Origin of the sequence: Aeromonas sp. s13, from assembly GCF_040907905.1 — a bacterium.
Lineage (GTDB): Bacteria > Pseudomonadota > Gammaproteobacteria > Enterobacterales > Aeromonadaceae > Aeromonas > Aeromonas veronii.
The window spans coordinates 1-13,902 of record NZ_JBFOCS010000068.1 but is presented as its reverse complement, the minus strand read 5'-3'; the positions used below and the strand labels follow the sequence as shown (position 1 = coordinate 13,902).

Annotated in this window: 13 protein-coding genes; 11 read left to right on the top strand and 2 right to left on the bottom strand. The window is 58.8% G+C overall.

Features of this window, described 5'->3' with window-relative positions; all coding sequences use genetic code 11:
* Window positions 1-58: 58 nt before the first annotated feature.
* On the bottom strand, window positions 59-1,174 hold the full coding sequence (gene ald / locus AB5Y82_RS13480; RefSeq protein ID WP_005337098.1) for an alanine dehydrogenase: 1,116 nt from the start codon (window positions 1,172-1,174) through the stop codon (window positions 59-61).
* Between the two features lie 150 nt (window positions 1,175-1,324).
* Between ald and lrp the strand changes: the two genes are divergently transcribed.
* The 5 genes from lrp (at window position 1,325) to serS (ending at window position 8,240) form a co-directional block, all read left to right on the top strand.
* Complete coding sequence (lrp, locus tag AB5Y82_RS13475) at window positions 1,325-1,816, top strand: leucine-responsive transcriptional regulator Lrp (RefSeq protein ID WP_005300047.1); 492 nt, start codon at window positions 1,325-1,327, stop codon at window positions 1,814-1,816.
* Window positions 1,817-2,018: 202 nt separating this feature from the next.
* On the top strand, window positions 2,019-4,535 hold the full coding sequence (locus AB5Y82_RS13470; protein ID WP_368174089.1) for a DNA translocase FtsK 4TM domain-containing protein: 2,517 nt from the start codon (window positions 2,019-2,021) through the stop codon (window positions 4,533-4,535).
* 80 nt (window positions 4,536-4,615) lie between these two features.
* The gene (gene lolA / locus AB5Y82_RS13465) at window positions 4,616-5,224 is read left to right on the top strand and encodes an outer membrane lipoprotein chaperone LolA (RefSeq protein ID WP_041202312.1); all 609 of its coding nucleotides are present in this window, start codon (window positions 4,616-4,618) and stop codon (window positions 5,222-5,224) included.
* 76 nt (window positions 5,225-5,300) lie between these two features.
* Window positions 5,301-6,638: a replication-associated recombination protein A gene (locus AB5Y82_RS13460; protein ID WP_139411993.1), complete on the top strand. Its 1,338-nt coding sequence runs from the start codon at window positions 5,301-5,303 to the stop codon at window positions 6,636-6,638.
* A gap of 306 nt (window positions 6,639-6,944) precedes the next feature.
* Complete coding sequence (gene serS, locus AB5Y82_RS13455; RefSeq protein ID WP_005337087.1) at window positions 6,945-8,240, top strand: serine--tRNA ligase; 1,296 nt, start codon at window positions 6,945-6,947, stop codon at window positions 8,238-8,240.
* Between the two features lie 2 nt (window positions 8,241-8,242).
* Here serS and AB5Y82_RS13450 read toward each other — a convergent pair whose 3' ends face one another.
* Entirely contained in the window at window positions 8,243-8,419 is a 177-nt protein-coding gene (locus AB5Y82_RS13450; RefSeq protein WP_155396129.1) for a hypothetical protein, read from the bottom strand.
* Window positions 8,420-8,427: 8 nt separating this feature from the next.
* Here AB5Y82_RS13450 and AB5Y82_RS13445 point away from each other — a divergent pair, with 8 nt between their 5' ends.
* From AB5Y82_RS13445 to AB5Y82_RS13420, 6 genes are all read left to right on the top strand, one after another.
* Window positions 8,428-8,916 carry a CvpA family protein gene (locus tag AB5Y82_RS13445; RefSeq protein WP_005337086.1) on the top strand — a complete coding sequence of 163 codons (489 nt, stop codon included), beginning with the start codon at window positions 8,428-8,430 and terminating at the stop codon, window positions 8,914-8,916.
* Window positions 8,917-8,937: 21 nt separating this feature from the next.
* A complete protein-coding gene (gene purF / locus AB5Y82_RS13440; RefSeq protein WP_005351229.1) occupies window positions 8,938-10,458 on the top strand; it encodes an amidophosphoribosyltransferase in 1,521 nt (506 codons plus the stop codon).
* A 218-nt stretch (window positions 10,459-10,676) separates the two neighbouring features.
* Window positions 10,677-11,435, top strand: a complete 759-nt coding sequence (gene miaE / locus AB5Y82_RS13435) for a tRNA-(ms[2]io[6]A)-hydroxylase (protein WP_139440998.1) — start codon at window positions 10,677-10,679, stop codon at window positions 11,433-11,435.
* 303 nt (window positions 11,436-11,738) lie between these two features.
* A complete protein-coding gene (gene adk / locus AB5Y82_RS13430) occupies window positions 11,739-12,383 on the top strand; it encodes an adenylate kinase (RefSeq protein ID WP_005337083.1) in 645 nt (214 codons plus the stop codon).
* A 98-nt stretch (window positions 12,384-12,481) separates the two neighbouring features.
* Complete coding sequence (hemH, locus tag AB5Y82_RS13425; RefSeq protein WP_368174088.1) at window positions 12,482-13,456, top strand: ferrochelatase; 975 nt, start codon at window positions 12,482-12,484, stop codon at window positions 13,454-13,456.
* A 34-nt stretch (window positions 13,457-13,490) separates the two neighbouring features.
* Window positions 13,491-13,883: an MAPEG family protein gene (locus AB5Y82_RS13420; RefSeq protein ID WP_368174087.1), complete on the top strand. Its 393-nt coding sequence runs from the start codon at window positions 13,491-13,493 to the stop codon at window positions 13,881-13,883.
* Window positions 13,884-13,902: the final 19 nt, after the last annotated feature.

Sequence of the window (13,902 nt, the reverse complement as noted above, 5' to 3'; positions counted from 1 at the left end):
AAACCGCCCATCGCGGGCGGATTTTCACTCATCTCCAACTGGCGCAGGCCAGCGCAGATCAGTTCAGCAGGGTCAGGGGATCCGTGTAGGCAAGGCCATGTGCCACGGCCACTTCCTTGCAGGTGAGCTTGCCCTCCATCACGTTGAGCCCGTGCAGCAGGTTGGGGTCGCTCAGCAGTGCCTGACGATACCCTTGTTGGGCCAGCTTGATGATAAAGGGGAGGGTGGCATTGTTGAGCGCCACGGTCGAGGTGCGGGCCACTGCCCCCGGCATGTTGGCGACACAGTAGTGCACCACCTCATCGACGATATAGGTCGGATCCTGGTGGGTGGTGGCGTGGGAGGTTTCCACACAGCCGCCCTGATCGATGGCCACATCGACGATGGCAGAACCCGGCTTCATGCGCGCAATGTGGTCACGGCGGACAAGTTTTGGCGCAGTGGCACCCGGCACCAGCACGCCGCCGATGACCAGATCGGCCGCCAGCAGATGGCGCTCCAGCGTCTCGCTATTGGAGTAAACCACCTTGGCCGCTCCCTGGAACTCGTTATCGAGACGGCGCAGGGTATCGACGTTGTTGTCGAGGATGGTCACATCTGCGCGCAGGCCAATGGCCATGCGGGCCGCATTGGAGCCGACCACGCCGCCGCCGATGATCACTACCTTGGCCGGTTCGACACCGGGTACGCCGCCGAGCAGCACTCCGCTACCACCGCGGGATTTTTCCAGCGCCTGGGCACCCGCCTGAATAGACATGCGTCCGGCCACTTCCGACATGGGGGCCAGCAGGGGCAGGCCGCCACGGCCGTCGGTGACGGTTTCATAGGCGATACAGATGGCGCCGCTTTTCAGCAGGGCTTCGGTTTGGGGCAAGTCTGGCGCCAGATGCAGATAGGTGAACAGGGTCTGACCCGGGCGCAGCATGGCACATTCGACAGGCTGAGGTTCCTTGACCTTGACGATCATCTCGGCTTTGGCGAAAACCTCTGCTGCAGAGGCCAAAATTTCGGCTCCAACAGCGATATAATCTGCATCGCTGAAGCCAATGCCGTTTCCGGCACCGCTTTGGACGAAAACAGTATGGTTTCGTGCTGTCAGTTCACGTACACTGGCCGGAACCATGCCTACGCGGTATTCATGGTTTTTTATCTCTTTAGGTACACCGATAATCATGCTATCCCTCGTCTATAGATTGGTGTTTCATGTTGCCAAAATGTTAACCAACATTTGCGCCTAGTATATTCAGGTATTGACAGGATTTGTGACCATAATTATAAAATGACTGGTGATTCTTACCAAAAAATAGCCAAAGGATGGAATAAAATGATGGAAGCTAAGAGTCGGCTAAAGGATTTGGACAGGATTGACCGCAACATTCTTAATGAACTGCAAAAGGATGGCAGGATTTCGAATGTTGAGTTGTCCAAGCGAGTTGGCCTGAGTCCTACACCGTGTCTGGAACGGGTTCGTCGCCTCGAGCGACAAGGTTATATCGAAGGATATGCCGCTATTCTGAACCCTCATTATCTGGACGCATCTCTGCTGGTGTTTGTAGAGATAACCCTCAATCGCGGGGCGCCTGATGTGTTTGAACAGTTCAACAAGGCTGTTCAGGTACTCGAAGAGATCCAGGAGTGTCATCTGGTTTCCGGTGACTTCGACTATCTGCTCAAGACCCGAGTCAGCGACATGTCGGCTTACCGCCGTCTGTTGGGGGAAACCCTGCTGCGTCTGCCCGGTGTCAATGACACCCGCACCTACGTGGTGATGGAAGAGGTCAAGCAGAGCAGTCGTCTGGTGATCAGCACCCGATAAAGCAGGTTATGCCGTGGTATCTTTTCCATATGAGACACCATGACAGTCAGAAACGAGCGGCCGGTCCGCTCGTTTCTTCTTGTAAAGATAATTGCAAATATGGCCCCGTCCCATCAGGCTCTGGCTGACAATCGATGGGCTTTTCGGGGATACTAGGCCCCCTTATTTCCTGCATTACATGTTTTCAGAAAGGAGCCGGAGTTTGGCCGATAAAAAGCTGTTTACTCCTTTATCAGGTATACAACGGATCTTCGAAGCCGTCTTGATCGCCATCACCCTGATGGCTGCTTATCTTCTGCTTGCCCTGTTGTCCTATCACCCCGCTGATCCCGGCTGGTCCCAGACCTCCTGGCAAGGGGAGGTGAAGAACCTCGCCGGTAGTGCCGGTGCCTGGCTCGCCGATATCACCATGTTTACCTTTGGTGCCTTCTCCTATCTGGTGCCGCCGCTGGTGGTGCTGCTGGGCTGGAGTCTGTTCTGGCGCCCGAGCCGTCTGCTCGATGTGGATTACCTCACCCTGGGGGTGCGGATCATCGGCTTTATCCTGACCGTGCTCGGCATGTCGGCCATTGCCAGCATGAACTTCAACGATATGCAAAACTTCTCCGCCGGTGGTCTGGTGGGGGATGTGATCGCTTCTGCAGTGGTGCCGCTGTTTGGCGGCGTCGGGGCCAACCTGATGCTGCTCTGCTTCGTGGCAACCGGCATCACCCTGTTTACCGGTTGGTCCTGGCTCACTATTGTCGAGCAGATCGGTGCGGCCTGTACCGGTTCGGTCAGCGCTGTTTACCACTTCCCGACCACCCTCGGCCGCTGGCTGACCGGTGGCTGGCGTCAACCCCGCAACGAGGGGCCGGATCCCTTGCTGGAAGGCGGGGTAGGGGCCATCGCGTTTGATGACGAGGAAGATGAGCCACACACCAGCTGGACGCGCAAGCCCAAGGCCAAGAACCAGAAGGCTGCCGCCGAAGAGTGGCTGCCGGAACTCGACGACGATACCTTCGAGTTCGACCCACAGTTTGATGATGAAGAGGACGAGCCGACTCCGGCTGCCAAGCCGAAACGTGCGGTGGCGGCCGCCAATGGTCGCCGCCAGCCGGTACTGGCTGTGGCCAATGACGATGATGAGGACGATCTGGATCTGCCCTGGGCCGAAGGGGACGACGAGGTCGCCGCGCCGGTAGCCGTCGCACCGACCAAGCCCAAGCGTCGTCCGCAGTCAACAATGCCGCCGTTGCCGAGTATCGAGCTGCTCGACCGTCCACCCGCCAAGACCCAGATGATGAGCAAGGATGAGCTGGATCGCATGGGGCGTCTGGTGGAGGCCAAGCTTGCCGACTACAACGTGCAGGCCAAGGTGGTGGGTGTCTATCCGGGCCCGGTCATTACCCGTTTCGAGCTGGATCTGGCGCCGGGCATGAAGGCGAGCAAGATCACCAACCTGTCGCGCGATCTGGCCCGCTCCTTGTCTGCCAGCAGCGTGCGGGTGGTTGAGGTGATCCCGGGTAAGACCTACGTGGGGATCGAGTTGCCCAACCGGGTGCGTCAGACCGTTTACCTGCGCGAAACCCTCGACTGCGATGCCTTCCGCGATAGCCGCAACCCGCTCACCATGGGCCTGGGTCAGGACATCGCCGGCGAGCCGGTGGTAGTGAACCTGGCCAAGATGCCGCACCTGCTGGTGGCCGGTACCACAGGTTCCGGTAAGTCGGTGGGGGTCAACACCATGATCATCTCGATGCTCTACAAGTCATCCCCCGATGATCTGCGCTTCATCATGATCGACCCCAAGATGCTGGAACTCTCGGTCTACGAAGGGATCCCGCACCTGCTGACCGAGGTGGTGACCGACATGAAGGATGCCGCCAATGCCCTGCGCTGGTGTGTGGGCGAGATGGAACGCCGCTACAAGCTGATGTCGGCAGTCGGGGTGCGCAACCTCAAGGGCTACAACGACAAGGTGCTGGCTGCCATCGAGGAGGGGGAACCCCTGCTGGATCCGCTGTGGCGTCCAGGTGACTCCATGGATCAGATGCCGCCAGAGCTGGAGAAACTGCCCCACATCGTGGTGGTGGTGGACGAATTTGCCGACATGATGATGATCGTCGGCAAGAAGGTGGAAGAGCTGATCGCCCGGATCGCCCAGAAGGCGCGGGCCGCGGGTATTCACCTTATTCTGGCGACCCAGCGTCCGTCAGTGGATGTGATTACCGGTCTTATCAAGGCCAACATCCCGACCCGTATTTCGTTCCAGGTGTCGAGCAAGATCGACTCGCGTACCATCATCGATCAGGGGGGCGCTGAATCTCTGCTCGGCATGGGCGACATGCTCTACATGCCGGCCGGTACCTCCAACCCGACCCGGGTACACGGTGCGTTCGTCGATGACCATGAAGTGCACAAGGTGGTGGCAGACTGGAAACTGCGCGGCGAGCCGAACTACATCGAGGAGATCCTCTCCGGTGAGTCGGGTGGCGAAGGTGGCAGCGGCGAATATGGCGGTGGTGGCGATGAAGAGCTCGATCCCCTGTTCGACGAAGCGGTCGCTTTTGTGGTGGAGTCCCGCCGTGGCTCGACCTCCAGCGTCCAGCGCAAGTTCAAGATTGGTTACAACCGGGCAGCCCGTCTCATCGAGCAGATGGAGAATCAGGGCATCGTCAGCTCACCGGGTGGCAATGGTCAGCGCGACGTGCTGGCACCGCCGCCGGTGCGGGACTAAGCCTCACCGTTTCATACTATCCCTGGCCATGCCCTCCACGGGCGTGGCCTTTTATCGAGAGCGTCTTTATGAAGAGCGTGATGAAAAAACAACTGTTGATGGGTACCGTGCTGCTGATGGCCAGCAGCCAGGTGTGGGCCGATGCGGCCAGCGATCTCAAACAGAAGCTGGCGGGGGTGAGCCTCTTCTCCGCCAAATTTGCCCAGACCGTCTATGACAGCAAGGGCAAGGAGCTGCAAAAGGCCAGCGGCGATCTGCTGGTGCAGCGGCCAAACCGTTTCAACTGGCACACCACCTCGCCGGACGAGAGCCTGATCGTGGCCGATGGTCAGGATGTCTGGGTCTATGATCCCTTCGTCGAGCAGGTCACCGCCCTCAAGCTGAAAGATGCGGTGCTCAACACCCCCTTTATTCTGATCGCTGGCAATGACGACAAGTTCTGGAAGAACTATGACGTGACCCAGCAGGGCGATGTCTACACCGTCACCAGCCGTAACAAGGATGAGCTGATTGCATCCTTCCGTGTCACCTTCGACAGACAAGACAACATCAGTCGTTTCGATGTGAAAGAGGCGCAAGGGCAGTGGAGTGAATTCACCCTGAGCAGCTTCAACCGCAAGCCGGTGCTCAAGGGCAACGAATTTGTTTTCAAGATCCCGAAGGGGGTCGAGCTGGACGATCAGCGCTAATGAGCAAGCGGTCGTTGGATTGCTCGCCACTGCGCCAGTCAAAGGTGAGTGGCGTGACGCTGGGTGGTCAATACAGATGAGTAACTTGTCGCTGGATTTCTCATCGGACTTTCGTCCGCTGGCGGCCCGGATGCGGCCGCAAAACCTCGACCAGTATATCGGTCAGCAACATATCCTGGGGGCTGACAAGCCCCTGCGCAAAGCCATTCTGGCGGGTCACTGCCACTCGATGATCCTGTGGGGGCCGCCCGGTACCGGCAAGACCACGCTGGCGGAGCTGATGGCTCACTACTGTCAGGCGGAAGTGGAGCGACTCTCTGCGGTCACCTCCGGCATCAAGGAGATCCGCGCCGCTATCGACAAGGCCAAAGAGAACAGCTGGCGCGGAGTGCGCACCATCCTGTTTGTGGATGAGGTGCACCGCTTCAACAAGAGCCAGCAGGATGTGTTCCTGCCTCACATCGAAGATGGCACCATCACCTTTATCGGCGCCACTACCGAAAACCCCTCGTTCGAACTCAACAACGCACTGCTCTCACGAGCCCGGGTCTATCTGCTCAAACGACTGGAGGAGAGCGATATTCTCGCCATGCTCGATCAGGCGATGACCGATCCCCGTGGTCTCAATGATCCGGCACTTACCTTCGCCCCCGGTGTCAAAGAGGCGCTGGCCAAGGCGGTGGATGGGGACGGGCGTAAATCCCTCAACTATCTGGAACTGTTGGCCGATATGGCCGAAACCGACAGCACTGGAGTGCGGGTGATCGACAGTGCCCTGCTCGCTGCCGTGGTGGGGGAGCACGTGGCCCGCTTCGACAAGGGAGGCGATCACTTCTACGACCTCATCTCTGCGGTGCACAAATCCATTCGCGGCTCGGCGCCGGATGCGGCGCTCTATTGGTACGCCCGCATGGTGAGCGCCGGTTGCGATCCCCTCTATATAGCCCGCCGCTTGCTGGCGATTGCCTCGGAAGATGTGGGCAATGCCGATCCCCGAGCCATGCAGGTCGCCCTGTCGGCCTGGGATTGCTTCCATCGGATCGGTCCGGCGGAAGGGGAGCGGGCCATCGCCCAGGCGATCGTCTATCTCGCCTGTGCCCCGAAAAGCAATGCGGTCTACACCGCCTGGAAGGCGGCGCTTCATGATGCCAAAAACCTCCCTGACTTCGAGGTGCCGGTGCACCTGCGCAATGCGCCGACCAAGCTGATGAGCGATCTGGGCTATGGCGCCGAGTATCGCTATGCCCATGATGAGCCGGGCGCCTATGCTGCGGGCGAGCAGTATTTCCCGCCCGAGCTGGCGGGCAAGCAGTACTACCAGCCCACCGATCGCGGCCTTGAAAAGCAGATTGGCCAGAAGCTCGATTACCTCCATGAACTGGACAGGCAAAGTCCGCAGCAACGGGGCAAATAGCCCCTTTGTTACCTCGCATGGCTGAAAATTGGTCAGGCGTTTGAATATGCAGGACGGTTTGCGTGCCAAAGTCGGTAAAAACGACACAAATAGTCCCTGTTCGGGCGGGGGGGCGGTCTGCTACACTGCCCGTCTGACCCCGCTTGTCTTGGCCTTGCGCCATCTTCTTGATCTCGAAGGCCTGATTGTTGAGGCCCGATTCTGAAGACGATTGGGGTGCGCCAACCGATGTTAACTTCCGGATCTGTTTCCCAGCCCGTCATGACGACTCAGGCCCAGATCCCATTTTAAAAAAGTAGGTAAACCATGCTGGATCCCAAATATCTGCGCAGCGATATCGAAGAGGCTGCCGCTCGTCTGGCGACACGTGGCTACGTTCTGGACGTAGCGGCTGTCAACGCTCTGGAAGAGAAACGCAAGGATCTGCAGTCCCGTACCCAGGAGCTGCAGGCCGAGCGCAACGCCCGCTCCAAATCCATCGGTGAAGCTGCCCGTCGTGGTGAAGATGTTGCCCCGCTCAAGGCCGAAGTGACCAAGATCAACGACGAGCTGGAAACCAGCAAGGTCGAGCTGGATGCCCTGCTGGCCCAGCTGAAAGCCATTGCCGACGCCATCCCCAACCTGCCGAGCGAGACCACTCCGGTGGGTCGTGACGAGAACGACAACGTGGAAGTGCGTCGCTGGGGGACCCCGCGCGAGTTCAGCTTCCCGGTACGCGATCACATCGATCTGGGCGAAGCGGCCAAGGGCGTTGATTTCAAGAACGGCGTCAAACTCTCCGGTACCCGTTTCGTGGTGATGAAGGGGCAGATTGCCCGTCTGCACCGTGCCCTGGCTCAGTTCATGCTGGATCTGCACACCCAGCAGCACGGTTACACCGAGTGCTACGTGCCCTATCTGGTGAACCCGGACAGCCTCTATGGCACCGGCCAGTTGCCGAAATTTGCCCAGGACCTGTTCAATACCGGTATCGAAGGTGAAGGGGAAGAAGAGGGCAAGGTACGCAAGTTCTCCCTGATCCCGACCTCCGAAGTGCCGCTCACCAACATGGCCCGTGACGAGATCTTTGACGCCCAAGAGCTGCCAATCAAGATGACCGCCCACAGCCCCTGCTTCCGCTCCGAAGCCGGTTCCTACGGTCGTGATACCCGTGGCCTCATCCGTATGCACCAGTTCGACAAGGTTGAAATGGTTCAGCTGGTTCACCCGGAGAAATCCTGGGATGCGCTGGAGGAGATGGTGGGTCACGCCGAGAAGGTGCTGCAACTGCTGGAGCTGCCGTATCGCGTGATGGCGCTCTCTACCGGTGACATGGGCTTCTGCGCCTCCAAGACCTACGATCTGGAAGTGTGGCTGCCGGCCCAGAACACTTACCGCGAGATCTCCTCTGTCTCCAACTGCACCGACTTCCAGGCGCGCCGCATGCAAGCTCGCGTGCGCATCGACGGCAAGCCGCAACTGCTGCACACCCTGAACGGTTCCGGTCTGGCGGTGGGTCGTACCCTGGTTGCCGTGATGGAGAACTACCAGCAGGAAGATGGCCGCATCGCCATCCCGGCTGCGCTGCAATCCTACATGGGTGGCCTGACCCACATCGGGTAAGCTCACACCGCAGACCACAACGCCATGGCATTGCCATGGCGTTGTGCATTCTGGCGCCGATCAACCGTTTTAGTGCTGAAAAAATGCGGCTTTTCGGCGTCGCTTTGAACAGTTAACACATTTTTATCAAGCAATGCGCAATCGTTTTTGTTAGACTGCGCCGCAATTTCGCAGGACATCTTTTTCTATGGTCTGGATTGATTACGCCATCATCGGCATCGTCGGTTTCTCTGCTCTCATCAGCCTGGTGCGCGGCTTCGTCAAGGAGGCCATGTCTCTTGTCACCTGGTTCGTCGCCTTCTTTATTGCCAGCCATTTCTATCCCGATCTCGCCGTCTATTTCACCTCTTTCTCCGACGCGCTGGTTCGCAACGGTCTGGCCATCGCGGCGCTGTTTGTGGCGACCCTGATCCTCGGCAGCGTGGTCAACTATGTGGTGGGCCTGTTGGTGGACAAGACGGGTCTCTCCGGTACCGATCGGGTGCTGGGGGTCTGCTTCGGTGCAATTCGCGGGGTGCTGATCGTCAGTGCCCTGCTTTTTTTCATGGATACCTTCACCAGCCTCTCCCAGAGCGACTGGTGGGTGGCGTCCAAGCTGGTGCCGGAGTTCAAGCCGGTGATCCAGTGGTTTTTCGGGTTCATGTTGAACTCATCCAGTTTTCTTAAACAGGTATAGTGACTTCGAGGTAGCAAAGACATGTGTGGTATTGTCGGTATAGTTGGCACCACCCCCGTCAATCAGGCCCTCTACGACGCCTTGACGGTGTTGCAGCACAGGGGACAGGATGCCGCCGGGATCGTGACCATTGATAGTGGAAACTTCCGGCAACGCAAGGCCAATGGCCTGGTGAAGGACGTGTTTGAAGTGCGCCACATGCAGCGTCTGCAAGGGAACATCGGCATAGGTCATGTCAGATACCCCACCGCAGGCAGCTCAAGTGCCGCTGAAGCCCAACCTTTTTATGTGAACTCGCCCTACGGCATGGTGCTGGCCCATAACGGCAACCTCACCAACGCCAAGGAGCTCAAGGAGCAGCAGTTCAAGGTCGCCCGCCGCCACATCAACACCACCTCCGACTCGGAAGTGTTGCTGAACGTGCTGGCCCACGAGCTGGATCGTTGTGACAAGATGGCGTTGCGCCCCGAAGATATCTTCGCCGCGGTGCGCAGAACCCATCAGCAGATCCGTGGTGCTTATGCGGTGGTCTCGCTGGTGATTGGTCATGGTCTCATCGGTTTTCGCGATCCCAACGGCATTCGCCCACTGATCCTCGGTCGTCGTCAGGACGAGCAGGGCCAGGTGGAGTACATGCTCGCCTCCGAGAGCGTGGCGCTTGACGCCATCGGTTTCGAGACGGTGCGGGATATTGCGCCGGGTGAAGCCATCTACATCACCGAGCAGGGCCAGCTCTTCTCCGAGCAGTGTGCGGAGAACCCGCAGATGAGCTCCTGCATCTTCGAATATGTCTATTTCGCCCGTCCCGATTCGTGCATCGACAAGGTCTCGGTCTACGCCGCCCGCCTCAACATGGGTCGCAAGCTGGGTCAGAAGATTGCCCGCGAGTGGGAAGATCTCGACGTCGATGTGGTTATCCCCATCCCCGAGACCTCCTGTGACGTGGCGCTGGAGATTGCTCACACCCTCGACCTGCCATACCGTCAGGGCTTCGTGAAGAACCGCTACATCGGCCGTACCTTCATCATGCCGGGCCAGACCCAGCGCAAGAAGTCGGTGCGCCGCAAACTCAACGCCATCAGCTCCGAATTCAAGGGCAAGAAGGTGTTGCTGGTGGACGATTCCATCGTGCGTGGTACCACGTCCGAGCAGATCATCCAGATGGCCCGTGAAGCGGGGGCAGCCAAGGTCTACTTCGCCTCGGCGGCGCCGGAAATTCGCTTCCCCAACGTCTATGGCATCGACATGCCCACCGCCAACGAGCTGATCGCCCACGGCCGTGAAGTGGAAGAGGTGTGCAAGCTGATTGGCGCTGACGGTCTGATTTTCCAGGATCTGGAAGATCTGGAAGCCGCCGTACGGGAGATCAACCCGGATCTGCGTCACTTCGAGACCTCGGTGTTCAATGGCCACTACGTCACCTCCGATGTGGACCAGTCCTATCTGGATCACCTCAACGCCCTGCGCAACGATGACACCAAAGCGGTGCGTGAATGGCAGGAAGGCACCAGCAATCTGGAAATTTTTAACGAAGGCAGTTAAACGTTTGCGGTTTTGCCGGATGGGATAGCGAGATGGGGGCCAGTGGCCCCCATTGTCGTTTCTACCTCGCACCGCCAGAAGGGGTAGGGGGTATCTGTTTGAAAAACATCCGTTTATCTTGCCGGATATGGGCATGGCCAGCAGGATCCGCTAGCATAGGCGGCAACATATATGACCGATACGCTTTTAACCGGCGTGTTTAACAAACGAGAGTTCAGATGGATGATCTGCTAGCCCCAGTGCGCCAGTTTTTGCAGTGCGAGACCCCGGATGAGTGGGTGGAGATGGCGCGGGATCCGGCCCGTTTGCCAACCCTGCTTATCGATCACGCCAACTGCGAGACCAAGGCCGCACTCACGGCCCACAGTCTGGTGCGCCGCTACTGCCTGCCCAAGGGCAAGCGCCATCTGCTGCCCAAGCTGGAGTTTTATCGCGAGCTGGATGCCATTCCGGAGAAGGCCGAAATCCTGGGCAAACGCAGCATGGGGGAGTCTGATCGCACCGTCTTTGCCGAGCTGGAACGCAATCCGCTGCTGTTTCCCATGGTGCGACTCATTCAGGAGGAGCTGCACCACTTCGAGCAGGTGCTGGAGATCATGCAGGCCCGCGGCATCGAATACGGGCCGGTGACGGCCTCCCGCTATGCCCGTCGGTTGATGCAGCATGTACGCACCCATGAGCCGGCCACCATAGTCGACAAGATGATCATCGGCGCCTATATCGAGGCCCGCTCCTGTGAGCGGTTTGCCAAGCTGGCACCCCATCTGGACGAAGAGCTGAGCCGCTTCTATGTCTCTTTGCTGCGCTCCGAGGCGCGCCACTATCAGGATTACCTGAGCCTGGCCGAACAGTACGCAGGGGAGGATATCAGCGAGCGAGTGGCCTTCTTTGGCAAGCTGGAAGCCGAGCTTATCTGCTCGCCGGATCCGCAGTTCCGGTTTCATAGCGGCCTGCCTGTCACATCTGACAGTTGTTGACGCACAGGGGGCAAACTACTATTGCCCTGTTCCTACTACGAGCGACAAGTAGTTACTTTTGAGCGCAATTCCCGGCCCTGAGCCGGGATCTTTTTTTCTGTCGTACCTCCTTCCTGCTTTTGGCGCTCTATGCTGAATCCCTGGCTATTTTTGCGTCTTCCCCTTGCGATGAAATCCTGTTCGATCAGCTGGTTATTGTGGTGATAAAGTGCTCATTCAAGTAGCTCACCCTTGTAGAAACGGGCGAAACCGTGTACTTTTTTGCCTTCGCAAGATTTGAATAACCAATCAATAGGAGCGTGTATGCGCATTGTTCTGTTGGGGGCTCCGGGCGCCGGCAAAGGTACCCAGGCTCAGTTCATCATGGAAAAACACGGTATTCCCCAGATCTCCACCGGCGATATGCTGCGTGCGGCGATCAAAGCGGGCACCGAGCTCGGTCTGAAAGCCAAAGCTGTGATGGACGCAGGTCAGCTGGTCTCTGACGACATCATCATCGGTCTGGTCAAAGAGCGCATCGCTCAGCCGGACTGCGCCAAAGGCTTCCTGTTGGACGGTTTCCCGCGCACCATTCCCCAGGCGCAAGCCATGAAGGACGCCGGTGTCGTGGTTGATTTCGTGCTGGAGTTCGATGTGCCGGACGAAGAGATCGTCAAGCGCATGAGCGGCCGTCGCGTTCACTCCGGCTCCGGCCGTACCTACCACGTGGTGTTCAACCCGCCGAAAGTGGAAGGCAAGGATGACGTGACCGGTGAAGATCTGGTGATCCGCGCCGACGACGAAGAGACCACAGTACGCAAGCGTCTGGATGTATATCATCAGCAGACCGCGCCGCTGATCGGTTTCTACGGCAAAGAGGCGGAAGCGGGCCACACCCGTTACGTCAAGATCGACGGCACCCAGCCGGTTGATCTGGTCAGCAAGCAGCTTGCCACCATTCTGGGCTGATCTTTGCTGCCGGCACTGTTTCCCGTGCCATCAGATAAATAAAGAGAAGGGCCCTGTCGGGCCCTTTTTGCATAATGACAGATAGACAGGAAGCCAACGTGACCACGAAAACCGGAATATTGCTGGTCAATCTGGGTACCCCAGCCGCACCGACCACCGCTGCCGTCAAAGCGTTCCTCAGCCAGTTCCTGCACGATCCCCGTGTGGTGGACCTGCCCCGTTACCTCTGGTGTCCGCTGCTCCACTTCATCATCTTGCCGACGCGCTCGCCCAAAGTGGCCAAGCTCTATCAGCAGGTCTGGACCGAGCAGGGCTCGCCGCTGATGGTGATAAGCAAGCAGCAGCGCGCTGCGCTGGAGCAGGAGCTCAAGCGGGAGGGGGTCGATGTGCCGGTGGAGCTGGCGATGACCTATGGTTCCCCGTCAGTGAATGATGGCTGGCAGGCGCTCAAGGCCAAAGGGGTCAACCGGGTGATCCTGTTGCCGCTCTATCCGCAATATTCGGTCAGTACCACCGCCTCGGTCTTTGATGCTTGGGGCAAGGCGATGAAGAGAGAGCGCAATCTGCCGGTGGTACGGCTCATTCGTGATTATCACGCCCACCCCGAATACATTCAGGCGCTGGCCATGAGCGTGCGCCGTCACTGGGAGCTGCACGGTCAGGGTGATCACCTGCTGATGTCGTTCCACGGTATTCCCGAGCGCTACGAGAACGAAGGGGACCCCTATGGTCACCAGTGTCGCCATACTGCCAGCTTGCTGGCCGAGGCGCTCGGGCTGGAGGCCGGGCAGTGGACGGCCAGTTTCCAGTCCCGCTTTGGCAAGGAGGAGTGGCTCAAGCCCTACACAGACGTGACTATCGCTGGCCTGCCGGCCGCCGGGGTCAAGCGACTCGATGTGATTTGCCCTGCCTTTGCGGCCGACTGCCTCGAAACCCTCGAGGAAATTCAGGTACAGAATCGGGAGATCTTCATGGAGGCCGGTGGCGAGCGGTTTGAATATATTCCGGCCCTCAACAGCGATCAGGCCCACATCAGGATGATGGTCTCGCTCATTTGCCGCGAATTGGCATGAGTGACCGGCAGTCAGTCAAACAAGGAGTCGAGTCATGGTACATATCACGCTGATATACGCAGGCCTGCTGGGGCTGCTGTTTCTGGGGCTCTCCTTCTGGGTGGTTAAACGCCGCGCCCAGTTCGGGGTGATGATAGGGCAGGGGGAGGCCCCCGAGCTGCTGGCGGCGATCCGGGCCCACGGTAATTTTGCCGAGTATGTGCCGCTGACCCTGCTGCTGATGGCGCTGTGCGAGCTCTCCGGTGCCGGTGAGCTCTGGCTGCATGCCGGTGGCGCCATGCTACTGGTTGGCCGCATCCTGCATGCCATCGGCATCCAGATCCCCAAAGCCCCCAATGTGCCCCGTTTTCTGGGCACCTTGCTGTTCTGGCTAGCCCTCGGCCTCTTCTCGGTGCGGGCTCTGTTGCAGGGCATGGCGGCCGCCTGAAAACAGGCGCTTTGTATGC

Coding starts and splice junctions, on each gene's coding strand:
- AB5Y82_RS13445 (WP_005337086.1), top strand. CDS start 8,428: ATGGTCTGGATTGATTACGCCATCATCGGCATCGTCGGTTTCTCTGCT.
- ald (WP_005337098.1), bottom strand. CDS start 1,174: ATGATTATCGGTGTACCTAAAGAGATAAAAAACCATGAATACCGCGTA.
- AB5Y82_RS13420 (WP_368174087.1), top strand. CDS start 13,491: ATGGTACATATCACGCTGATATACGCAGGCCTGCTGGGGCTGCTGTTT.
- serS (WP_005337087.1), top strand. CDS start 6,945: ATGCTGGATCCCAAATATCTGCGCAGCGATATCGAAGAGGCTGCCGCT.
- adk (WP_005337083.1), top strand. CDS start 11,739: ATGCGCATTGTTCTGTTGGGGGCTCCGGGCGCCGGCAAAGGTACCCAG.
- miaE (WP_139440998.1), top strand. CDS start 10,677: ATGGATGATCTGCTAGCCCCAGTGCGCCAGTTTTTGCAGTGCGAGACC.
- purF (WP_005351229.1), top strand. CDS start 8,938: ATGTGTGGTATTGTCGGTATAGTTGGCACCACCCCCGTCAATCAGGCC.
- lolA (WP_041202312.1), top strand. CDS start 4,616: ATGAAAAAACAACTGTTGATGGGTACCGTGCTGCTGATGGCCAGCAGC.
- AB5Y82_RS13460 (WP_139411993.1), top strand. CDS start 5,301: ATGAGTAACTTGTCGCTGGATTTCTCATCGGACTTTCGTCCGCTGGCG.
- AB5Y82_RS13450 (WP_155396129.1), bottom strand. CDS start 8,419: ATGTCCTGCGAAATTGCGGCGCAGTCTAACAAAAACGATTGCGCATTG.
- lrp (WP_005300047.1), top strand. CDS start 1,325: ATGATGGAAGCTAAGAGTCGGCTAAAGGATTTGGACAGGATTGACCGC.